Origin of the sequence: Rhodococcus spongiicola, assembly GCF_004011835.1 — a bacterium.
Classification (GTDB): domain Bacteria; phylum Actinomycetota; class Actinomycetes; order Mycobacteriales; family Mycobacteriaceae; genus Prescottella; species Prescottella spongiicola.
The window spans coordinates 139,019-159,025 of record NZ_RKLN01000002.1; the positions used below are offsets into that span (position 1 = coordinate 139,019).

The window sequence follows — 20,007 nt, forward strand, 5'->3', positions numbered from 1 at the left end:
TGCTCCCCTAGCTCGCCGAGATGTTGGGGTCGAAGGTGAAGATGACGTAGGTGCCCAGGCCCATGATCAGGATCATCGACACGACCAGGATCGTGTTGAGCCAGAACCGGGTGGAGTCCTTACGCGAGTAGTCCGCGATGACAGTGCGCAGGCCGTTGCCGCCGTGCAGCTGGGCGAGCCAGAGCATCGTGAGGTCCCAGAACTGCCAGAAGGGGCTGGACCAGCGGCCCGCGACGAACGCGAAGTTGATCCGCTGAACGCCCTCGTCGATCATCAGCATGATAAACAAGTGGCCCAGGACCAGGACGATGAGCGCCAGGCCGGACAGCCGCATGAAGAGCCACGCGTAGAGCTCGAAGTTGTTCTTGGCCGGCTGGCGCGGCGAACGGGGGTTGTCCAAGCTGGCCGGGCGGTCGAACGCCTTGCCGAGAGTCTTCGCTTCTGTCGTCATGTCAGTGCCCCGCAAACATGTTGTAGAAGATGCGACCGGCGCCCGGGATCATGACCACGAACCAGATCGCAAGGACGGCCCAGAGCATCACGCGCTGGTACTTCGGGCCCTTCGACCAGAAGTCGATCGCCATCACGCGCAGGCCGTTGAGTGCGTGGTACAGCACCATGGCCACAAGCGCGATCTCCATGAGTCCGACGATCGGGTTCTTGTAGGTCTCGATGACCCGGTCGTAGGTGTCCGGGTTGACGCGTACAAGTGCGGTGTCCAGGACGTGGACGAAGAGGAAGAAGAAGGTCGCGACGCCGGTGATCCGGTGTAGAACCCAGGACCACATGCCGGGATCGCCGCGGTAAAGCGACCGGGTGCGCTCCGTTACTGGAGCGGCTTCAGCCGTGCTGCTCATCGAGTGCTGTGCCTCCAACGTCTTTGTGGGCGCGTCGAGCCTGCACAGCTCTTCGGATTTACCGGGGCTTGGGCTCGACGAGAACCTAAATCGACTCCTGTGAACTCTAAACCCAACAGAATCCGGGAACTAATTCGCTCCGCGGTTCGTACCAGATCGAAAGTAGTTGTTAGGTTTGCCTTCCCACATTGCCAATGTGTTCTCCACGGACCTCCTGCGGCAATCCAATGGCCGTGGTTGGATGAGGAATTATGACCCTGGTCGACTGGAAGCTGTTGCGCGACAATGCTCATCGGGCCATGAGTCGGGCTTACGCACCCTATTCCAGGTACCCAGTGGGGGCGGCCGCGCTCGACATAGAAGGTCATCTCGTAACGGGATGCAATGTGGAAAATGTCTCATACGGACTGAGTCTGTGCGCCGAGTGTGTACTCGTCGGTAACTTGATTTCTCGTGGTGGCGGCCGGTTGATGGCGGTCAGCTGCTGTGATGCGAGTGGCGCAATTTTGATGCCGTGTGGGCGCTGCCGACAAGTCCTACTCGAACACGGGGGAGTCGAACTCATGGTCGACACCCGATCCGGTGTTCGGCTACTCGGGGACCTTTTGCCCGACGCCTTCGGGCCTACCGAGCGAGAGGGTCTCATCGGCGAGAACGAGGACAACGGTCATGCATGACGCGGTATCGATCATTTCGGCCAAGCGCGACGGCCGGGAACTAACGGACGCACAGATCGACTGGGTGATCGAGTCGTTCACGCACGGTGTGGTCGCGGACGAGCAGATGTCGGCGCTGGCCATGGCGATCTACTTCCGCGGTATGACGCGACGGGAAATCGCGTGCTGGACGGCGGCGATGGTCGCGTCCGGGCGGCGGCTCGACTTCTCACGCCTGTCGCGCCCAACGGTGGACAAGCACTCCACCGGTGGAGTCGGAGACAAGATCACGCTGCCACTGGCCCCGCTGGTCGCCGCGTGCGGGGCTGCGGTTCCACAATTGTCGGGTCGGGGTCTCGGGCACACGGGCGGGACGCTGGACAAGTTGGAGGCGATCCGCGGGTGGCGCGCCGACCTCGACGCGGCGGAGGTCGCAGAGATCCTGTCCGACCCGGCGGTCGGTGCCGTGGTGTGCGCAGCCGGCACCGACTTGGCGCCCGCTGACAGGCGTCTGTATGCGCTGCGAGACGTCACCGGCACCGTCGAGTCGATTCCGCTCATCGCCAGTTCGATCATGAGCAAGAAGATCGCCGAGGGAACAGGAGCACTGGTCCTCGACGTCAAGGTCGGCTCGGGTGCGTTCATGAAAAAGCTCGACGATGCGCGTGAACTGGCGCAGACGATGGTCGGCCTCGGCGCGGACGAGGGGGTACGCACCGTGGCCCTGCTGACCGCGATGGATGCGCCGCTCGGATACACCGCGGGTAATGCACTCGAGGTACGGGAGTCGCTCGAGGTCCTGGCGGGCGGCGGCCCGTCCGACGTCGTGGAGCTCACGTTGGCTCTAGCGCGGGAAATGTTGTTGTCAGTCGGGATCGAGCACGTCGATCCCGCGGAGAAGCTACGCGACGGCTCCGCCATGGACCGGTGGCGGGCCATGATCGTCGCCCAAGGCGGCGACCCGGACGCCCCACTTCCTCAGGCCCAGCACACCGAGGTCCTGCTCTCGGAGTCGGACGGCGTGGTGTGCGAACTGGATGCGATGGCCATCGGGCTCGCCGCGTGGCAGCTAGGTGCAGGACGAGCCCGTCCGGGGGAGTCGGTCCAGGCTGGAGCCGGGGTCGAGTTACACGCCAAGCCTGGTGACAGGGTGTCGGTCGGCACGCCGCTCGTCACCCTCCACACCGACACGCCCGAGCGTTTCGCCGCCGCGAAACATGCGCTCACCGACGCCTGGACCATCCAGGCCGACGCACCGACGAGAACCACCCCCCTCGTCATCGAGCGGATCGAGGACCGGTCAGGCTAACGTCAACCCATGACAGCGCCGTTGGACCTCGAGTACATACGCCGGGCACCCAAGGTTCTGCTCCACGACCACCTTGACGGAGGCCTGCGCCCGGCTACCGTCGCGGAACTGGCCGCCGCGTGCGGGTACACCGGGCTGCCGGTCGAAGCCCCCGATGAACTGGCCCGGTGGTTCCGGGAGTCAGCCGACAGCGGGTCGCTCGAGCGGTATCTCGAGACGTTCGCGCACACCGTCGCGGTGATGCAGACCCCGGAGGGTCTGCGCCGCGTGGCCCGCGAGTGCGCGGAGGATCTCGCCCACGACGGCGTCGTGTATGCCGAGGTCCGCTTCGCCCCCGAGCAGCACCTCGAGGGAGGGCTCAGCCTCGACGAGGTGGTCGACAACGTCCTCGCGGGATTCCGCGAAGGGGAGGCCTCGGCCCGCGCGGCGGGGCGCGAGATCCGCGTCGGCTGTCTGCTCACCGCTATGCGGCACGCGGCGAGGTCCCGGGAGATTGCCGAACTCGCCGTCCGATTCCGCTATCGCGGCGTGGTCGGGTTCGACATCGCGGGAGCCGAGGCGGGTTACCCGCCGAGTCGGCACCTCGACGCGTTCGAGTACATGCGGAACTGCAATGCGCACTTCACGATCCATGCGGGCGAGGCGTTCGGACTGCCGTCGATCCACGAAGCCATCGCGTTCTGCGGCGCGGATCGACTGGGGCACGGAGTTCGCATCACCGACGACATCGCAGTCGGGTCGGACGGACACGTCACGATGGGGTTACTCGCGAATTACGTACGGGACAAGCGGATCCCTCTCGAAATGTGCCCGAGTTCCAACGTGCAGACCGGGGCGGTTGCAAGCCTCGACGAACACCCCTTCGACCTGCTGGCCCGCATGCGGTTCCGGGTCACCGTCAATACCGACAACCGCCTGATGAGCGACACGTCCATGAGTCGCGAGATGCTGGTTCTGGTCAACACCTTCGGTTACGGATGGAGCGACCTAGAGCGCTTCACCATCAACGCGATGAAGTCGGCCTTCATCCCATTCGACCAGCGTCTGGCGGTGATCGACGACATCATCAAGCCCGGCTTCGCCGTACTGATCGGCTGAACTCGAGCCGTCTGTCGGGCTCCAGTCCGCGCCCGTCTTCGAAGAGTAGGTTGCACGGTCAGCGGTCAGGATCGATCGCGCCGAGCGTCCGCGCGTTCGCCTCCTCGGTGGCGCCGAACCTTGCTGCGATCTTCTCGAACACCGACTGCATCTGCTCGACGACGGCGATGTGGTCGCCGAGCGCCTGATCGAGCGCGTACTCGCCACCCGACGCCTTCTGCTCGAATTTGCGGGCAAGGGCGATCCCGGAGGGCAGGTGGCCGAGGCCGTCGATTCTGGCGAGTCTTTTGGCGTCGTCTTGCAGGATTACGAGCTCGCGTCGCAGCTGCGCGCAGCGGGCGGCGCACTTCTCGGCGATGCCTGGCTCCAGGTAGAGCTCACCTGCACCCACCAGTTCGCCGAGTTCTTTCCACGAGGGATTTATCCACATGATCGGGTCTCTTCGTCAGCGGGGCAGGGACGGTTCGAGAAGCTTCGCGTTCTCGATCGCCTGCGGACAGGGGCTCTGCGACGGTGGTAGGCCCTTGGCGAGACTCGTCTGCAGCATCAGGGTGTCCGGGCCAACGCTGAGCAGGACGTCGCAGTGTTCGTTGCGGGTATCGGACGTCTCGCGAACTGTGAACGCCTCGCGACCGGCGAGGTCGACCGGGGTGACGTCGATGAACCGTTCGTTCGTGCGGATCGTGTCGAGCGACATCCCGGTGGCGAAGATCGTGACGAAGAAGGAGACATCGCGATCGTTCCAGCCGCACACGCTCCAGCCGGGCTGTTTGACGCCCATGACATCGCGACGCTCCGACGCCGGATCGACGCCGATCGTGTGCAGCACGTCGTCGGGGATGCTGCAGGGATCGAACACCGGCTCCCCGGCCTCCGTCGTCCCGGCTTGCCCCTCGACAGTCGCCGACCCGCAGCCGACCAGCGCCAACACACTGACCGCGGCGACGATCGCGCCGCCCCACCGTCCCATGAACCCCACGCTTCTCCTCAATTCCGCAACGACCAGCTCATCGAATCAGACGCATCGGGGCCACGCGTGGTTCCCTCGAACAGCCCGGACGGCAGGGCTGAGCGAGGCGCGGACTATTGGCGGCGGCGGACTATTCGGGACGCAGGCGGGCCTCGAACTCCTGCTCGAGCGTCCTCCATGCGTCCGCTTCGGCCTGGAAGGGTGGACTGGGGGTCATACGACCGGGTGTGGGATCGAGGAGGTAGGAGACGTACCAGCCCAGCGGCGTCGACGACGCCAGGGCGGCGTCGGTGGCGTCGTCCTTCGCGAAGTCCGCTGCATCGGTGAACAATTCGACGGCCAACTCCAACTGGTCGGCGTCGACGGCATCGGGGCCCTCGGCGAGGTCGTCGGCCAGTCCCGGCAGCACGTAGACGTTCGCGTCGGTGACCTCGATCTCGAGTGTGCCGTCCACGGCCGCGTTCTGCACCTGCAGGTAGGTGGTCACCCGCGCCAGGTCGTGCTCGTGGTTGTCGGCCAGGTAGCGGGCGAGTGCGCGCTCGGAGTTGAAGACCGAGATTTTTCCGCCACGGCCGAGGAAGACGGGGTGCTCGTCCTCGCCGAGGTAGCAGCGCAGCGAGAAGTACGTGGTCTCGGATGTGATGATCTTGATCGGGTCGATCCCAACGCTGGACCAGAAGGTCTCTACTTCTTCCTCTTCCTCCTCCTGCTCCTCATCGGTCTCGTACTCATCCTCGGCCTCGGCCTCGGCCTCGTCGTCGGCGTCGACGATGTTCTCTTCGGCCGTGAGGATCTCGGCGTCGGCGACGGAGAGCGCATCCGCGTCGACGTCCGGTGTGGTGACGATCGAATCGATCGCGTCGATGACCGCGTCCCAGTCCTCGGCGACGGCGATGCCGATGCGGTCCCACAGTGCCTCGCCGTCGCGGCCCTCGAACTGGCCGACGCCGCCGCGCAGGTAGCCGATCTCCGGATGGTTCTCGAAGAACTTGATCACCGGCTCGAGGTCGCAGACCTCCCCGATGGTGCGCACCGTCGCGAGTGTGCTCTCGAGTTCGGCAATGGGGAGGGCCTCGGGATCGCCGGCAGCGAGTTCGGGGACCCCGATCAGATCGAACGTGAAGTTCTCCTCCGGCTCGAGTTCCGGAGCGGCGAGCTTGGAGACCACGGGCCAGGCCGGATGATCGACAAGGTCGTTCTCGTCGTTCGTGCGGATGAACGCGGCGAGCGCGGCAACCGATTCGAACGCGTAGAGGTCTTCTTCGTGGCCTAGGAAGGCCTGCCACTCGTCGTCGCCCTCGCGCCAGCGAGGGGCCCACAAGGTGACCAGGTCGCCTTTGGTCAGACCGAGTTCGATCGGAACGATGTCTCCAGCCATGGCCGGAAGCCTAGCCACGTCGAGCTCAAAGACATAGCCGGACACCGGTCAACCTTTGCCGTACGTATCGAACAACGTGCCCGTGATCCGGGCTCGCTCCGCGGCCGCGGTCGCCGCTGCCCGGTGCGCGGTGTCAGTGATCGACTGTGCCAGGCTGCGGGCATCGAGGTCGTGGAGGGAATCGCTCAGCCATATCCCGGTCGGCCTGGCGTTGCCGTCGACCTCAACCCGTACCCGGCCGTCCTCGCTCACCGCCTCGGCCCGGATCGTGTCGAGTGATGTCAGAGCGTCGTCGAGCAGGTTCAAGGCTGCCGTTGCACGTTCTACGAGCGCATCCATCTCGCTGCCGCTCATACCCGGCGCATCCAGCTCGTCGGTGCCTCCAGCGTGTCGGCCGCGGCCTGCTCCGCTGCGATCTCATCACGGGTCGGGAGCCCCAGCTGATCCAGCACGTCGCGGGGCATGCCTTGGCGTGCCAGTTCGTCGCGCTGTCGGGCTCCCGCCTCCCGGCCGGCCTCCCGGCACAGGCCGAGGATCTCCTGTGCCAGTCGTTCGCCGCCATAACGCAGCTCGCCTGAGTCGATGTGGATCTCCATCGGCAGACCGGTCTCTGTGGCGCGCACCGTAACGGTGCGGGCGCGGTTGGCGGCCGACGCCACAGTGGCGGGCGGCGGGGACGGTTCGATCGTCATATTGCTCCTAGTACTTCGTGGTGCGGCAGAAACCCTGGAACCGCAGAAAATAGCCCTTGTGTCGGAGTCTCTGTCAGAAGGTAGGGCACCGGAGTGCCCGAGGATGTCGGTCCCGACGCTCACTCGTCGGCGACCTCCTCGCCGCCCTCGAGAGGACGGTTGCCCGGGTCGGCCCAGGGTCTCAGTCGGGGTGTCGCCTCCAGTCCCGGTGTCGCCTCCAGCCCCGGTGTTACTGCAATTCCCAGAACACAAAATCTGCGAGGTGCGGCTCGTCTCGATCGCTTGGCATTACCAGGTTTGACGCGCGTCGTGGGTGTTCGGTTCCATCGGTCAGGATGGGTGGTCCACAGCGATCTCGAACAGTCCTCATGCTCCGAGGTCTCCTACATTCTCGGCTTCGAGGGGTTGCACTCCTACCCGTGCTCGCCATCTCTGCCAGAGCGTCCGTACGCGCGATTCCATGATCATTCGGAAGGTCTCCGGTGCAATGCTTTTCGTTCCTGAGCATCAGTCAGTGCGTCCAGTTGGTCGATAGAAGCCGTCCGTTCACACGCCCGTTGATCAATGGTGATGAGCGTCACAATTATCTGCATTCCTCCAGCACAACAACGTGTTTCGGAGACACAGTGCCGCACAGGTCGATCGCCTCCGATGAATCAGTCGGTGCGGTTTCACCCTTCCGAATGCAGAACTGTGATTAACTCTCTTCTGGCTTAGGGGGGCCAGCAATGCCTGTTGGGGGATTCCGTCAACCAGTGACCGATGCCGCCAGGTGTTGTGATGCCCGCACGCGTTCGTGTGCGGTGAGTCGAATGAAAGAGGATCGATGAAGAAGACAGTTCGCACAGCAGCAGCAGCAATGCTCGCCGCACCTCTCATCGCCGCAGTCTTCGCGGCGCCGGCCAGCGCAGACGCACACGGTGAAGGCACGCCGAGTTCGTTCGAGATGTTCCTCGCCAGCTTGGACATCATTGGTTCCATCGATACAGCGAGCATGGACACCCTGAACGGCAGCATCGACGACTCCCTGGGCAGCGCCGACAACACCCTGGGCAGCGCCGATGACGCCCTGGGTAGCCTCGATGGCATCTTCGGCAGCAGCATGAACGCCAACTAAGTCGTGACTCCGTGACACACGAGCAGTTTGGATTCGTGTAGCTAACGGACACGGACGGCCCCGCCCAATAGGCGGGGCCGTCGCCGTTCAGCCACTTCCCACCGCCGAGGGCCGATCGGGGCGGTGCCGGCGTGACGTCAAGTCGGACCCACTCCCACAGAGCTGCCCGGACGGTTCAGCGGCGAAGCCCCATACTCACCGGCTACCACCGTTCCTCAGCATCAGTAGGTGCGTTCTGTTGGTCGATAGAAACCGTGGAAACCCATGCTGCTGTTGGTGGTTCGGATGGGGCTGATACCGATGGGGTCTCCGGCCTCGATCATCTGGCCGTTGCCGATGATCATCGCGACGTGACCATCCCACACCGCGAGGTCACCCGGCATCAACCCTTCTTCTCCGACGGGCATGCCGACGGACTGCTGTTGCGCGAGTCGGGGCAGGTCCACTCCAGCCTCACCGTATGCCCACTGCGTCAGTCCGCTGCAGTCCAGGCCCCGCCCTGCAGTGGTGCCGCCCCACTCGTAGGCGACACCCTGCTGCGTCAGCGCGTTGCGGACGGCGTCGGCTGCCGCCGGATTGGGTGCGATGACCGTGCTGCCGTCGGGAAGCAGGATCTCGATGCTGCCGGCGCTCACCCCGTCGACCGTGCGAGCCTCGGCCGGCACCGGATCCGCCCCGGTCAACTCGATCATCCTCGCGGTGAGCACGGCCAGCTCCCCGCGCACCCGTTCGACGACGCCCAGGGCCCGCCCCAGATGGTCGATCGCCACTGTAATCAACACGGTCTGCCCGGTCGGGGTGGCGACCAGCGGCAGCGCAGACGACGCCATCGACAGGAAGGAATCCAGGATCGCCCTCAGCTCGGCAGCTCCGGCGCGAACCGCGTGTGATGCGGTCTCGGTGACCCCTGCGATCTCTCGGCCCCGGTCGGACAGCTGCACCGATGCGGCTTGCGTGGCCTGCGCCCTGTCGATCGCGGCGTCGGCTGCGGTGCCGCTCCACACGCCGCCGATGTCGCTGATTGCTGTGCGGCCACGTGCGTGCACGGCATCGATGGCATCGGACGCTTCCCGGATTGCCTCGACGGGGGATTCGGTGGGCGGGGTGCCGGTGCCGAAGGCGCCGAGCAGATCGACGACCGGGCGGGCGAGCAGGCCGATCACAAGGCCGCCGAAGTCGAGTTGAGCGTGGACGCGGTGCCCGCATCGGTCGCTTCGTAACCCGCGGCGGTCGTGATGGCGGCGGCACTCATCGACGCCCAGGCGGAGGCAAGCCGCTCGAGCCGTGCCGCGTGGGCGCTGCGCGCACCGGTGAAAGCGGCGAGCAAGTCGCCGCCGATCAGTCCGAACACCTGGCCGAGTGCGTCCGGCTTCGCGGCTACAGCTGCAGCGGCCGCTTCCGCCCGTGCGGCCAGCTCGGTCGCGGTGCCCCCGAATGCGGCGATCCCGGCCGCCGCCGCTGAGAACTCGCTCATCGCGTCCCCCATGGATTCTTGTTCGTCGATGAATTGGACGCGCCGGGATTGGGTGCGGTTCCATTCGGTTGTGGGCCGTCCGGGTGTGCGCGCTCGCCGACACTATTCTGTGGAGCCATGGAAACGCGAGTGGTCGATCATCCTCTGGCGGCGGCGCTTCTGACGAAGATGCGCGACGAGCGCAGCGACAACGCCACGTTCCGATCGGCGCTGCGGCGGCTCACCGAGATGCTGATCTACGAGGCCGCCCGCGACGCCCAGATCGAGGAGTTCGACATCACCACACCCGTCGCCGTCACGAAGGGCGCCCGCCTGGCACAGCCGCCGCTGCTGGTTCCCGTGTTGCGGGCAGGTCTGGGCATGGTCGAACCGGCCAGTGCATTGATCCCGCAGTCACAGGTCGGGTTCGTCGGGATGGCCCGTGACGAGCACACTCACCAGCCGGTGCCGTACATGGAGTCGCTACCTGCAGACCTTTCCGCAACGCCGGTGTATGTACTCGATCCGATGCTCGCGACCGGCGGTTCGATGGTCCACACGATCGACCTGCTCGTCGCCCGGGACGCCACCGACATCACGGCCGTGTGCGTCGTTGCATCCCCCGAGGGAGTCTCCGCTCTCGAGCGATCGGGCCATCCGGTGCGCCTGATCACCGCGACCGTCGACGAGGGTCTCAACGAGAACGCCTTCATCGTGCCCGGTCTCGGCGACGCCGGTGACCGCCAGTTCGGCCCTCGCTAGAAGGCCTGAAGGTACCGCCGCACCAGGTCCGCGCGATCTCGGGCGGCAGAGCGCGCCGCGGCGAGCCCGTCGCGGCCGGAGACCGGTTCGACCACCTCGAAGTAGCACTTGAGCTTCGGTTCGGTGCCCGACGGCCGAACCGTCACGTGCAGGTTCGGGCCGGCGAACGTCACCGCGTCCGTCCGGAGTGGGCCGCGCACCGTCGCTAGATCTATGGCCGCTACCTCGATCCCTGCGATCTCCGTCGGTGGGTCCGTGCGCAGTTGCTCCATGGTGCGGCGGATCTCGTCGAGGTGCCCCGCCCGACGTGACACCTGGCCTGTCGTATGCACCCCGAACTCGATGGCGAGGTCGTCGAGCGCGTCGAGCAGCGTCCGACCGCTGCCGGCAAGATCGGCTGCGAGATCGGCGACCAGCACCGCGGCAGAGATACCGTCCTTGTCGCGCACCACGTCGGGGTCCACGCAGTGCCCGATCGCCTCCTCGTACGCGTAGACCAGTCCGGCACCGGCCCGCACCAGCCATTTGAATCCGGTCAGGGTGCGGGCCGAGTCGAAGCCGCGGGCGTCGGCGATCTTTCCCAGCAGGGTCGACGACACGATCGTCGTCGCGACCAGCGCATGCGGGGGCGCGTGGGTGAGGATGCGGTCGCCGAGCAGTGCGCCGGTCTCGTCGCCGCTGAGCATCCGCCAACCGGTCGGTCCGGGCACACCGACGGCGCAGCGGTCGGCGTCGGGGTCGAGGGCGATCGCGACGTCGGCGTCGACGGAGGCCGCGAGCAGCAGCAACTCATCGGTCGCCCCGGGCTCCTCGGGGTTCGGGAACGCGACCGTCGGGAAGTCCGGGTCGGGTGCGAATTGCGTTGCAACGGTGTGAATGTCGGTGAACCCTGCCGTACGCAGCGCCGCCACCGCCACGTCACCGCCGACGCCGTGCATGGCGGTTAGCGCGATGCGGACGTCGCGACGGTCGCCGAGCGGCAGCGTCGCGACGCGGTCGAGGTACGCCGTCTCCATCGTGTCGTCGGCCGCCGCTACTGGCACGCGCCGAATCCGCTCGACGCGTGCGATCGCGTCCTCGATCTCACGGTCCGCCGGTGCGGCGAGGGGTGCGCCGCCGTGCACGTACACCTTGTAGCCGTTGTCGGCGGGAGGGTTGTGCGACGCGGTGATCTGCACGCCGGCGACCGCACTGAGTCGGCGCACCGCGAACGCGACGAGGGGGGTCGGCAGGGGCCGCGGCAGCAGGACGACGTCGAAGCCGTCGGCCGCGAGCACCTCGGCGGCGGCGCGGGCGAACTCCTCCGAGCCGTGACGAGCGTCGCGGCCGACGACCACTATCCCGCCGAGGTGGTTGTCGTGCAGCCATCGGGCCAGCCCGGCGGTGGTGCGCTCGACCACGCCGACGTTCATGCAGCCGGGGCCGTCGCCGACCGGGCCGCGCAGGCCGGCGGTGCCGAAGCGGAGGGGCGGGCGGGGCGGCGGGGGGTTCACAGCCGGGCGAGCAGGTCGCGCAGCAGTGCGCCCACGCGCGCCGCGGACGCCTGTCCGGCCGCGAGGACCTCCGCATGGTCGAGGGGCTCTCCGGTCGTCCCGGCCGCGAGGTTCGACACGAGTGAGATGCCGAGGACCTCGGCCCCGAGCGCCCGGGCCGCGATGGTCTCGTGCACCGTCGACAGTCCGACCAGGTCGGCGCCGAGGGTGCGGAGCATGCGGATCTCGGCTGGAGTCTCGTAGTGCGGGCCGGGCAGTCCCGCGTACACACCCTCTGCGAGCGACGGGTCGATCTCGCGCGCGATTGCCCGCAACCGGGGGCTGTAGGCATCGACCAGGTCGACGAAGTGAGCTCCGACCAGGGGGGACCGTGCCGTCAAGTTCAGGTGGTCGCTGATGAGGACCGGCTGGCCGACGCTCATGTCGGCGCGAATGCCGCCCGCGGCATTGGTGAGGACCACCGTCTCCGCGCCGGCCGCGATCGCGGTTCGTATCGGGTGCACCACCCGGCCGAGGTCGTGGCCCTCGTAGGCGTGCGCACGCCCGAGTAGGACGAGCACCGGGCTGTCGCCGATCCGCACCGACAGCGCTGTCCCGGCGTGACCGACCGCCGACGGGGTGGCGAACCCTGGCAGGTCGGCCATCGGCACGCTCACGGCCGGTGCTCCCAGTACGTCGGCGGCGGCCTGCCAGCCCGATCCGAGGACGACAGCCGCGCTGTGTCTTGCGATTCCGGTGCGGTCCGCGAGGACGTCGGCGGCTTGCTGCTCGAGGGTGCCCATGGACGGAAACAGTAGTGGGACAGCATCGATCGGCATGCTTGACACCTTATGTTACTCGTGAGTAACCTCCGGCCCATGCCATATTTGAATCGCCAAGGCGACGTCTTCGTTCTGTACCTCGGCAACGAGGGAGAGACGGACAACGAGAACCGGTTCCACCCGGACTGGGTCGAGGCCACGCATGCCCTGTTGGACGAGGTCGAGGCACACGAGGGGCCCGCGGCTCTGGTCACGACAGCGACCGGCAAGTTCTACTCCAACGGCCTCGACGTCGAATGGATCGCCGGCAATCTCGAGAAGTTGCCCGCCTACCTGGACCGGGTCCAGACGGTCCTCTCCCGCTTCTTGACGTTCCCGATGGCGACGGTCGCGGCGGTGCAGGGCCACGCGTTCGGCGCCGGCGCGCTGCTGGCCACCTCCCACGACTTCCGCGTCATGCGCAGCGACCGGGGCTACTACTGCCTGCCCGAGGTCAACCTGAACATGCCGTTCACGGTGGGCCTGACCACGCTGCTCACCTCCCGACTGACACGGCAGACGGCGGTCGAGGCGATGACCACCGGTCGTCGTTACAACGGCACCGACGCCGTCGCCGCCGGTATCGTCGACGACACCGTCGAAGGCGATCTCGTGCTCGACGCCGCGGTTGCCCGGGCATCCGCGCTGGTTTCGACCCACGGCGAGAACCTGGCCGGGATCAAGCAGGGCATCCACCGCGACGCCGTCGACGCGCTCGGTATCAAGACCGACGAGAGCAACTTCAAGTTCAAGTTGGGGTGACCCGGGTCCGGTCCCCAAGAGTGAGAGACTGGGGGCTGTGAGATCAGGAACCCCGTCGGCTTCGTCGCCGGCTTCGGTGTCGGATGCCGTGCTGGCTGCGCGCTCCGATCTCATCGCGCTGTCGCACTCGATCCACTCCGAACCGGAGTTGGCCTTCGAGGAGCACCGGAGCGCCGCCAAGCTGGTCGAGTTCCTGCGCGGCCAGGGCTTCGACGTCCGGACGCAGATCGCGGATCTGCCGACGGCGTTCGACGCGCGGTTCGGCGACGGTGAGTTGGTAGTGGCCCTTCTCGCCGAATACGACGCGCTGCCCGAGATCGGGCATGCATGTGGTCACAACATCATCGCGGCGTCGGCAGTCGGCGCCGGGCTCGCGTTGGCCCCAATGGCGGAATCGCTGGGGATCACCGTGCGCGTCATCGGCACTCCGGCCGAGGAGTCCGGTGGGGGCAAGGTGCTCATGCTCGAGCGCGGTGTCTTCGACGACGTCGCCGCCGCGTTGATGGTGCACCCCGGCCCGTTCGACATCGTCGCCGCGACATCGCTCGCGCTCGCCGACATCGCGATCACTTTCACAGGGCGGGAAGCACACGCCTCGGCGGCACCGGAATTCGGACGAAACGCCGCGGACGCGGCCACGGTCGCTCAGGTCGGCCTCGGCCTGCTGCGTCAGCACCTCGCCCCCGGCCAGCAGTTGCACGGCATCGTCAGTGCCGGCGGCACGGCGCCCAACATCATCCCGGCACGCGCCGAGATGCTGTACTACCTGCGCGCGCACACCGCTGAGTCGCTCGACGAACTCCTGACTCGAGCTGATGCGTGTTTCGCGGCCGGCGCGCTCGCGACCGGGTGCACGCACGAGGTGCGCACGGTGTCGCCGGCGTACGCGGAGCTGCGGCCCGACCCCTGGCTCGTCGACGTCTTTCGCGAGGAGATAACCGACCTCGGTCGCACCCCGGTGCCCGCGGATGTCGAGGCGTCTCGCCCGCTGGGCAGCACGGACATGGGCAACGTGACCCAGGTGATCCCCGGCATCCACCCGGTGGTCGGACTCGACTCCGGCGGGTCGGTGATCCATCAACCGGAGTTCGCTGCGGCCGCGGTCACGGAGTCGGCAGACCGGGCCCTCCTCGACGGTGCGATGGCTCTGGCGCGCACCGTCATCCGTGCCGTACTCGATCCCGATCAGCGCGCGCGGTTGCTCGAGGGGGTGGAACGTCGGTGAACGAGGGCAGGTCGATGAATGAGGGCGTCGAGAAGTGGCTCGCCGAGCACGCGATGGATCTGTCCCGGTGGCGCAGACACTTCCACATGAACCCGGAACTGGCCCGGCACGAGTTCGGGACCACCTCGTTCGTCGCGAGTCAATTGTCGGCGGCGGGAATGTCGCCACTGTTGCTGCCTGGTGGGACCGGCGTCGTCTGCGACATCGGGCCGGGCGGGATGCGGATCGCTCTGCGTGCCGATCTCGATGCGTTGCCGTTGCAAGAAGCCACCGGTGTGGCGTACGCGTCCACGGTGCCGGGGGTCGATCACGCGTGTGGCCACGATGCGCACACCGCGATCCTGCTCGGAACCGCCCTTGCGCTGAATTCGTTGCCACAGTTGCCGATCGGCGTGAGGTTCATCTTCCAGCCGGCCGAGGAAGTGATGCCCGGTGGCGCGCTCGACGTCGTCGCCGCAGGCGGCATGCAGGGTGTGTCGCGGATCTTCGCGCTGCACTGCGATCCGCGCCTGGAGGCGGGACGGGTCGGGGTCCGGGTCGGGGCGATCACGTCCGCCGCGGACACCGTCGAACTCGTGCTCGACTCACCGGGTGGGCACACGTCGCGGCCACATCTGACGACGGACCTGGTGTACGCGATCGGCACCGTGATCACGGGTCTGCCCGGGATGCTCAGCCGCCGGATAGACCCACGCAGCGCAACCGTGATGGTGTGGGGTGCGGTGAGCGCGGGGCAGGCCCCCAACGCGATCCCGCGCAGCGGCATCCTCACCGGCACCGTCCGCACCGGTGACCATGACACGTGGGCCCTGCTCGAACCGACGGTCCGCGAGATCGTGCACGGGCTGCTCGCGCCGACCGGGGTGCGGTACGAACTCAACTACCGGCGGGGTGTGCCTCCAGTCGTCAACGACGAGGTGTCGGCGCGAATTCTCGAGGACGCCGTGCGAGCGATCGGCCCCGACGCGCTCGCGGACACCCCTCAGTCGGGCGGCGGCGAGGACTTCTCGTGGTATCTCGAGGAAGCGCCGGGCGCCATGGCTCGCTTGGGTGTGTGGTCGGGGCGCGGCCCGCAACTCGACATCCACCAGCCGACGTTCGACATCGACGAGCGAGCTCTTGCGACTGGAGTGCGGGTTCTGACGAACCTGGTGCTGCAGTCCTGAAAGGCTGTAGTCCCGAAACGCTGCAGTCGTGAAACGCAGCCGGGGGACTACGGCTAGGCCGTGCCGGGGCCCACGTTGCGACTGTTGCGGGTGCGAAGGCTGCGGACGTAGTCGGCGGGGGCTCCGGCGGTCTCGGCGGCGTCGGCGATGACACCGAGGTAGCGCGCCGAGGGCAGGCCACCCTCGTACGCATCGAGCACGTACAGCCAGGCCAGCACGGGGCCATCGGCGGTGTCGATGCGGAGCCGGATCTTGCGGTGTAGGCCCAGTTCGGACCCCTCCCATCGGTCCAGTCGGCTCTCGTCCTCGTCCGGGACGTCGTACAGCACCACGAACACCTTGGCATCCGGATCGTCCGGATCCTCGACGACGGTGGCGAGCGCACCCTCCCAACCGATGTCGTCACCGCTGAACGTGAGCCGCCAGCCGTGAAGCCAACCCGTGCCCGCCGTGGGGGAGTGTGGGCAGCGTTCGAGCATCTGTTCCGGGTGCATGTTGGACCCGTACGCGGCATAGATCGGCACGGCGGCAAGCCTAATCTGTGTGCAGCACCCACGGGTAGTGGAAGAGCCGTCCGCGCACGATCGTGCAAGTTCGGCCGTACAGGTTCGCCGTGGCGAAGGCAGTCTCGAGGGGCCCTCGCCTGCGTGTTCCCGGTCACTGGAATAGCGTTGTCCGCGGGCCCACCGGAGATCCCGGTAGGCGCCGCGAGCTTGGAGGACGAATGACCCGGATCGTGATCATCGGTGGCGGACCAGCCGGATACGAAGCGGCCCTGGTGGCTGCCCAGCACGGGGCCAACGTGTCACTGATCGACTCCGACGGCATCGGCGGTGCGTGTGTGTTGTTCGACTGCGTGCCCTCGAAGACCTTCATCGCGTCCACCGGAATCCGCACCGACATGCGCCGGGCCACCGACCTGGGCATCTCCGTCGACCCGTCCAACGTCTCCATCTCGCTTCCGAAGATCAACTCACGCGTCAAGAACCTCGCACAGGCTCAGTCCTCCGACATCCGCGCTCGCCTCCAGAGCGTCGGCGTGCAACTGCTGTCCGGTAGGGCCGAGCTGATCGACCCGCAGATCGGGATGGCCGCCCACCTGGTGCGGGCAACCCTCACCACCGGTGAGGAGAAGACTCTCGAAGCCGACGTCGTCCTCATCGCGACTGGTGGCAGCCCGCGCGTGCTCCCCGGTGCCGTGCCGGACGGCGAGCGCATCCTGACATGGCAACACCTCTACGACCTGGAGGAGTTGCCCACCCACCTGGTAGTCGTGGGTTCGGGTGTCACGGGCGCCGAGTTCGTGTCGGCCTACACCGAGATGGGTGTCAAGGTCACGTTGGTGTCCAGCCGTGACCGTGTCATGCCGCACGAGGACGCGGACGCGGCACTGGTCCTCGAGGACGTGCTCGCCGAGCGCGGCGTCACGCTGGTCAAGCATGCGCGCGCCGACGCTGTCGAGCGCACCGACGACGGGGGCATCGTCGTCAAGCTCACGGACGGCCGCACCGTGCACGGCAGTCACGCGCTCATGGCGGTCGGGTCCACCCCGAACACGAGTGGTCTGGGCCTCGAAAAGGTCGGCATCGAGCTCGACGGGGGCGGCTACATGCGCGTCGACCGCGTCTCCCGCACCTCCGTGTCCGGCATCTACGCCGCCGGCGACTGCACCGGCCTGCTGCCGCTGGCCTCGGTGGCCGCGATGCAAGGCCGTATCGCGATGTACCACGCGCTCGGCGAGGGCGTGAGCCCGATCAAGCTCAAGACGGTCGCGTCGGCGGTGTTCACGCGCCCGGAGATCGCCAACGTCGGCGTGAGTCAGGCCGCGATCGACAACGGCGAGGTGGCCGCCCGCACGGTCATGCTGCCGCTCAACACGAACCCGCGAGCCAAGATGTCGGGTCTGCGCCGCGGCTTCGTGAAGATCTTCTGCCGCCCCGCCACCGGTGTGGTCATCGGCGGTGTCGTGGTCGCGGTGAACGCATCCGAGTTGATCCTCCCGATCGCGATCGCGGTCCAGAACAACCTCACCGTGGGTGACCTAGCGCAGACCTTCTCGGTGTACCCGTCGCTGACCGGGTCGATCACCGAGGCGTCGCGCCAACTCATGCGGCACGACGACCTGGGTTAGCTCCGGCTTCGACTCTGTCCAGAATATGAGAATCGTCGTTCACATAGTGAATTGACTGTGGGATGATCGGATAGGTCGAGACCATCGGCCTCATCTTCGCGCTCGCCGCCCCGTGGATCCGGGACGACTTGGGTGCCCCCGTCTTCATCTGTCGCCGCCGTGTGCGACGGCAGTACCTCGTACTTCGGAGTCGCCATGTCGGTCGATTCGCCGTCACTCGATCCTTCCCTGCGGCTGTCGTCGCGGATGGCCGGATTGCGCAGTTCCGCCATCCGCGATCTGCTCACGTTCACCGCTCGGCCGGAGGTCATCAGCCTCGCGGGTGGGCTCCCTGCGGTGGAACTCGTGCCGCGTGAACGCATCGCGCGGGCCGCGCAGCGAGCGCTCGGCGACCCGCGTTCGGTCCAGTACGGCGAGACGTCGGGGTGGGCGCCGCTGAGGGAAACCGTCGCCTCTCGCGAGAGCGACGCGGTGGGACGCCGTCTCGATTCGTCCGAGGTGGTCATCACGCACGGATCGCAGCAGGCGCTGAGCCTGCTCGCACAGGTGCTGCTCGACCCTGGAGACACCGTCGTCGTCGAGGAACCGGGGTATACCGGGGCGTTGCAGGCCTTCGGGGCCGCGCAGGCCGCACTGGTGCCCGTCGCTCTCGACGCCGATGGCATGGACACTGCTGTCCTCGAAGAGGCATTGACAGAAGGATTGCGGCCCAAAGTCGTCCACACGGTCAGCAACTTCCACAACCCGCGCGGCGTTGTGCTGTCCGCGCAGCGCCGGGAACACCTGGCGTCGCTCGCGGACCGGTACGGGTTCTGGATCATCGAAGACGATCCCTATGGCGAGTTGTGGTTCGATGCGCCGGCACCCGCACCCGTCGCCGCCCACTCGGACCGGGTGCTGCGGCTGTCGAGCGGGTCCAAGACCCTCGCGCCCGCGCTGAGGGTCGGCTGGCTGCACGGCGATCGCCGCGTGTGTGAGGCGGTCGAACTCATCAAGCAGGGCACCGATTTGTGTGGGTCGTCGCTGACGCAGAGGATCGCGACGGAATTGCTCGACGACGGTGCGTGGCTCGACACGCATCTGGCCACCGTGCGCGGCGCCTACGCGGCGCGGTCCGGTGCGCTGATCCGCGCGCTCGAATCGGCTTTCGGGGAACGACTTTCGCACACCGAGGTCTTCGGTGGCATGTTCTGCTGGATCGAGTTCACCGACGGTTGCGACACCACCCGACTTCTCGAAAGGGCGATCGAGCACGACGTCGCGTTCGTGCCGGGCGGCGCGTTCGGCGTCGCGAAGGGACACCCGCACGCGGCGAGGTTGTGCTTCGCGACCTACGACAGTGCGGCGCTGGTCGAGGGGGTCGATCGGCTACGCCGAGCGTATGACGCCCATCTACGGACTCCCTGGTCCGCAACCGGTCACTGAGCGACGGGCGGGACCGGTTCGAGTTATCGACTTATGGCCCTATGCCTCCCCTCCGGGCCGCATCGACACTGGTGTCATCGACCGGTTTCGGGAGATGGCGATGACCGATATGAACATTTCGGTGGCGCGCCTGTGGCGCCTAGCGCCATGGAGCGGCAATCGCCTGATGCGTCGCAGCGATCGCCTCGAATCCCTCTCGATACTCTTCGTCACCCTGGTGCTCGCGATGCTGATACCCCTCGCCGGGGCGGTGGGCACGAGCACCTATACCGGTCTCTCCGACGCCGCACGACAGGTCAGACAGACGAACCAGCAGGTTCCCGCCGTCCTACTCGGCGACGCCCCGTCGCCCCAAACTCGCGGGACAGGCATGTACGACCGCGCTCGTGCGCAGTGGTCGGTGGACGGGACACCACGCACGGGCTTGATCGACGTCGACGGCGAGATCCAGGTGGGCCGAACCGTGGACATTTGGATCGACCCCGAAGGCAACTACACGGAACCTCCGAGCACCGGCGCGGAGAACGCCTTCGGCGCGGTGGGTGCCGCGCTCATGTTCTGGGCCTTCGGTTCGGCAGGATGCGTGCTTGTGCTGCTCGCAGTCCACTCGATGGCGAACAGGTACCGGCTACGGTGCTGGCAGCGGGAATGGGACAGCCTCGGCCAGACACGAGGGTGGTCCTTGAACTGATCTGCGGCGAACTGATCTGCGG

At 67.0% G+C, this 20,007-nt stretch carries 23 protein-coding genes; 11 read left to right on the plus strand and 12 right to left on the minus strand.

What is annotated here, in order from left to right; translation table 11 throughout:
- Window positions 1-7 precede the first annotated feature (7 nt).
- Together EF834_RS05370 and sdhC are read right to left on the minus strand one after the other, a co-directional pair.
- Window positions 8-451, minus strand: a complete 444-nt coding sequence (locus EF834_RS05370) for a succinate dehydrogenase hydrophobic membrane anchor subunit (RefSeq protein ID WP_127946208.1) — start codon at window positions 449-451, stop codon at window positions 8-10.
- Window position 452: 1 nt separating this feature from the next.
- On the minus strand, window positions 453-857 hold the full coding sequence (gene sdhC / locus EF834_RS05375; RefSeq protein WP_127946209.1) for a succinate dehydrogenase, cytochrome b556 subunit: 405 nt from the start codon (window positions 855-857) through the stop codon (window positions 453-455).
- 251 nt (window positions 858-1,108) lie between these two features.
- On the opposite strand from sdhC, the gene EF834_RS05380 reads away from it, so the two are divergent.
- From EF834_RS05380 to EF834_RS05390, 3 genes are read left to right on the plus strand one after another with little or no spacing between them, the layout of a single operon-like run.
- Window positions 1,109-1,534, plus strand: coding sequence for a cytidine deaminase (locus tag EF834_RS05380; RefSeq protein ID WP_127946210.1), 426 nt, complete (start codon window positions 1,109-1,111; stop codon window positions 1,532-1,534).
- Entirely contained in the window at window positions 1,527-2,822 is a 1,296-nt protein-coding gene (locus EF834_RS05385) for a thymidine phosphorylase (RefSeq protein WP_127946211.1), read from the plus strand. The genes EF834_RS05380 and EF834_RS05385 overlap by 8 nt, the downstream gene beginning before the upstream one ends.
- 9 nt (window positions 2,823-2,831) lie before the next feature.
- Complete coding sequence (locus EF834_RS05390) at window positions 2,832-3,920, plus strand: adenosine deaminase (RefSeq protein ID WP_127946212.1); 1,089 nt, start codon at window positions 2,832-2,834, stop codon at window positions 3,918-3,920.
- 58 nt (window positions 3,921-3,978) lie between these two features.
- On the opposite strand, the gene EF834_RS05395 is transcribed toward EF834_RS05390, so the two are convergent.
- From EF834_RS05395 to EF834_RS05415, 5 genes are all read right to left on the minus strand, one after another.
- Window positions 3,979-4,350 (minus strand): hypothetical protein, encoded by a 372-nt coding sequence (locus EF834_RS05395; protein ID WP_127946213.1) that lies wholly within the window; start codon window positions 4,348-4,350, stop codon window positions 3,979-3,981.
- A gap of 15 nt (window positions 4,351-4,365) precedes the next feature.
- Entirely contained in the window at window positions 4,366-4,890 is a 525-nt protein-coding gene (locus EF834_RS05400) for a DUF3558 domain-containing protein (RefSeq protein WP_127946692.1), read from the minus strand.
- 130 nt (window positions 4,891-5,020) lie between these two features.
- Window positions 5,021-6,268: a primosomal protein gene (locus EF834_RS05405; RefSeq protein WP_127946214.1), complete on the minus strand. Its 1,248-nt coding sequence runs from the start codon at window positions 6,266-6,268 to the stop codon at window positions 5,021-5,023.
- Window positions 6,269-6,316: 48 nt separating this feature from the next.
- Window positions 6,317-6,622 (minus strand): YbaB/EbfC family nucleoid-associated protein, encoded by a 306-nt coding sequence (locus EF834_RS05410; RefSeq protein WP_127946215.1) that lies wholly within the window; start codon window positions 6,620-6,622, stop codon window positions 6,317-6,319.
- Window positions 6,619-6,960 carry a hypothetical protein gene (locus tag EF834_RS05415; protein WP_127946216.1) on the minus strand — a complete coding sequence of 114 codons (342 nt, stop codon included), beginning with the start codon at window positions 6,958-6,960 and terminating at the stop codon, window positions 6,619-6,621. The genes EF834_RS05410 and EF834_RS05415 overlap by 4 nt, the downstream gene beginning before the upstream one ends.
- 826 nt (window positions 6,961-7,786) lie before the next feature.
- Between EF834_RS05415 and EF834_RS05420 the strand changes: the two genes are divergently transcribed.
- Window positions 7,787-8,077, plus strand: a complete 291-nt coding sequence (locus tag EF834_RS05420; protein WP_127946217.1) for a hypothetical protein — start codon at window positions 7,787-7,789, stop codon at window positions 8,075-8,077.
- Window positions 8,078-8,298: 221 nt separating this feature from the next.
- Here EF834_RS05420 and EF834_RS05425 read toward each other — a convergent pair whose 3' ends face one another.
- Both EF834_RS05425 and EF834_RS05430 read right to left on the minus strand, forming a co-directional pair.
- Entirely contained in the window at window positions 8,299-9,240 is a 942-nt protein-coding gene (locus EF834_RS05425; RefSeq protein WP_127946218.1) for a bifunctional WXG100 family type VII secretion target/C40 family peptidase, read from the minus strand.
- Window positions 9,237-9,551: a type VII secretion target gene (locus EF834_RS05430; RefSeq protein WP_127946219.1), complete on the minus strand. Its 315-nt coding sequence runs from the start codon at window positions 9,549-9,551 to the stop codon at window positions 9,237-9,239. Before EF834_RS05430 ends, EF834_RS05425 begins: the two co-directional genes overlap by 4 nt.
- Before the next feature lie 117 nt (window positions 9,552-9,668).
- Here EF834_RS05430 and upp point away from each other — a divergent pair, with 117 nt between their 5' ends.
- Window positions 9,669-10,292: a uracil phosphoribosyltransferase gene (upp, locus tag EF834_RS05435; RefSeq protein WP_127946220.1), complete on the plus strand. Its 624-nt coding sequence runs from the start codon at window positions 9,669-9,671 to the stop codon at window positions 10,290-10,292.
- On the opposite strand, the gene EF834_RS05440 is transcribed toward upp, so the two are convergent.
- A complete protein-coding gene (locus EF834_RS05440) occupies window positions 10,289-11,785 on the minus strand; it encodes a phospho-sugar mutase (RefSeq protein WP_268960926.1) in 1,497 nt (498 codons plus the stop codon). The two genes, upp and EF834_RS05440, sit on opposite strands and share 4 nt — an antisense overlap.
- A complete protein-coding gene (locus tag EF834_RS05445; RefSeq protein WP_206615210.1) occupies window positions 11,782-12,567 on the minus strand; it encodes a purine-nucleoside phosphorylase in 786 nt (261 codons plus the stop codon). Before EF834_RS05445 ends, EF834_RS05440 begins: the two co-directional genes overlap by 4 nt.
- 75 nt (window positions 12,568-12,642) lie before the next feature.
- On the opposite strand from EF834_RS05445, the gene EF834_RS05450 reads away from it, so the two are divergent.
- The 3 genes from EF834_RS05450 (at window position 12,643) to EF834_RS05460 (ending at window position 15,738) form a co-directional block, all read left to right on the plus strand.
- On the plus strand, window positions 12,643-13,347 hold the full coding sequence (locus tag EF834_RS05450; RefSeq protein WP_127946222.1) for an enoyl-CoA hydratase-related protein: 705 nt from the start codon (window positions 12,643-12,645) through the stop codon (window positions 13,345-13,347).
- Window positions 13,348-13,435: 88 nt separating this feature from the next.
- A complete protein-coding gene (locus EF834_RS05455; RefSeq protein WP_408014480.1) occupies window positions 13,436-14,572 on the plus strand; it encodes a M20 family metallopeptidase in 1,137 nt (378 codons plus the stop codon).
- A 14-nt stretch (window positions 14,573-14,586) separates the two neighbouring features.
- Window positions 14,587-15,738, plus strand: a complete 1,152-nt coding sequence (locus EF834_RS05460; protein WP_127946694.1) for a M20 family metallopeptidase — start codon at window positions 14,587-14,589, stop codon at window positions 15,736-15,738.
- A 53-nt stretch (window positions 15,739-15,791) separates the two neighbouring features.
- Here EF834_RS05460 and EF834_RS05465 read toward each other — a convergent pair whose 3' ends face one another.
- On the minus strand, window positions 15,792-16,262 hold the full coding sequence (locus EF834_RS05465; RefSeq protein WP_127946223.1) for a gamma-glutamylcyclotransferase: 471 nt from the start codon (window positions 16,260-16,262) through the stop codon (window positions 15,792-15,794).
- Between the two features lie 200 nt (window positions 16,263-16,462).
- Between EF834_RS05465 and EF834_RS05470 the strand changes: the two genes are divergently transcribed.
- The 3 genes from EF834_RS05470 to EF834_RS05480 all read left to right on the plus strand — a co-directional run bounded on the left by EF834_RS05470 (window position 16,463) and on the right by EF834_RS05480 (window position 19,985).
- Window positions 16,463-17,869 (plus strand): NAD(P)H-quinone dehydrogenase, encoded by a 1,407-nt coding sequence (locus tag EF834_RS05470; RefSeq protein ID WP_127946224.1) that lies wholly within the window; start codon window positions 16,463-16,465, stop codon window positions 17,867-17,869.
- A gap of 195 nt (window positions 17,870-18,064) precedes the next feature.
- Window positions 18,065-19,294: an aminotransferase-like domain-containing protein gene (locus EF834_RS05475; protein WP_127946225.1), complete on the plus strand. Its 1,230-nt coding sequence runs from the start codon at window positions 18,065-18,067 to the stop codon at window positions 19,292-19,294.
- Window positions 19,295-19,394: 100 nt separating this feature from the next.
- Window positions 19,395-19,985: an Rv1733c family protein gene (locus tag EF834_RS05480; protein WP_127946226.1), complete on the plus strand. Its 591-nt coding sequence runs from the start codon at window positions 19,395-19,397 to the stop codon at window positions 19,983-19,985.
- The last annotated feature ends 22 nt before the right edge of the window (window positions 19,986-20,007 follow it).

Bases quoted from the DNA above. Each gene is read 5' to 3' on its own strand.
- upp (WP_127946220.1), top strand. From the start codon at position 9,669: ATGGAAACGCGAGTGGTCGATCATCCTCTGGCGGCGGCGCTTCTGACG.
- EF834_RS05475 (WP_127946225.1), top strand. From the start codon at position 18,065: ATGTCGGTCGATTCGCCGTCACTCGATCCTTCCCTGCGGCTGTCGTCG.
- EF834_RS05385 (WP_127946211.1), top strand. From the start codon at position 1,527: ATGCATGACGCGGTATCGATCATTTCGGCCAAGCGCGACGGCCGGGAA.
- EF834_RS05470 (WP_127946224.1), top strand. From the start codon at position 16,463: ATGACCCGGATCGTGATCATCGGTGGCGGACCAGCCGGATACGAAGCG.
- EF834_RS05445 (WP_206615210.1), bottom strand. From the start codon at position 12,567: ATGGGCACCCTCGAGCAGCAAGCCGCCGACGTCCTCGCGGACCGCACC.
- EF834_RS05405 (WP_127946214.1), bottom strand. From the start codon at position 6,268: ATGGCTGGAGACATCGTTCCGATCGAACTCGGTCTGACCAAAGGCGAC.
- EF834_RS05400 (WP_127946692.1), bottom strand. From the start codon at position 4,890: ATGGGACGGTGGGGCGGCGCGATCGTCGCCGCGGTCAGTGTGTTGGCG.
- EF834_RS05460 (WP_127946694.1), top strand. From the start codon at position 14,587: ATGAATGAGGGCGTCGAGAAGTGGCTCGCCGAGCACGCGATGGATCTG.
- sdhC (WP_127946209.1), bottom strand. From the start codon at position 857: ATGAGCAGCACGGCTGAAGCCGCTCCAGTAACGGAGCGCACCCGGTCG.
- EF834_RS05370 (WP_127946208.1), bottom strand. From the start codon at position 451: ATGACGACAGAAGCGAAGACTCTCGGCAAGGCGTTCGACCGCCCGGCC.
- EF834_RS05480 (WP_127946226.1), top strand. From the start codon at position 19,395: ATGACCGATATGAACATTTCGGTGGCGCGCCTGTGGCGCCTAGCGCCA.
- EF834_RS05410 (WP_127946215.1), bottom strand. From the start codon at position 6,622: ATGAGCGGCAGCGAGATGGATGCGCTCGTAGAACGTGCAACGGCAGCC.
- EF834_RS05420 (WP_127946217.1), top strand. From the start codon at position 7,787: ATGAAGAAGACAGTTCGCACAGCAGCAGCAGCAATGCTCGCCGCACCT.
- EF834_RS05415 (WP_127946216.1), bottom strand. From the start codon at position 6,960: ATGACGATCGAACCGTCCCCGCCGCCCGCCACTGTGGCGTCGGCCGCC.
- EF834_RS05390 (WP_127946212.1), top strand. From the start codon at position 2,832: ATGACAGCGCCGTTGGACCTCGAGTACATACGCCGGGCACCCAAGGTT.
- EF834_RS05450 (WP_127946222.1), top strand. From the start codon at position 12,643: ATGCCATATTTGAATCGCCAAGGCGACGTCTTCGTTCTGTACCTCGGC.
- EF834_RS05380 (WP_127946210.1), top strand. From the start codon at position 1,109: ATGACCCTGGTCGACTGGAAGCTGTTGCGCGACAATGCTCATCGGGCC.
- EF834_RS05395 (WP_127946213.1), bottom strand. From the start codon at position 4,350: ATGTGGATAAATCCCTCGTGGAAAGAACTCGGCGAACTGGTGGGTGCA.
- EF834_RS05430 (WP_127946219.1), bottom strand. From the start codon at position 9,551: ATGAGCGAGTTCTCAGCGGCGGCGGCCGGGATCGCCGCATTCGGGGGC.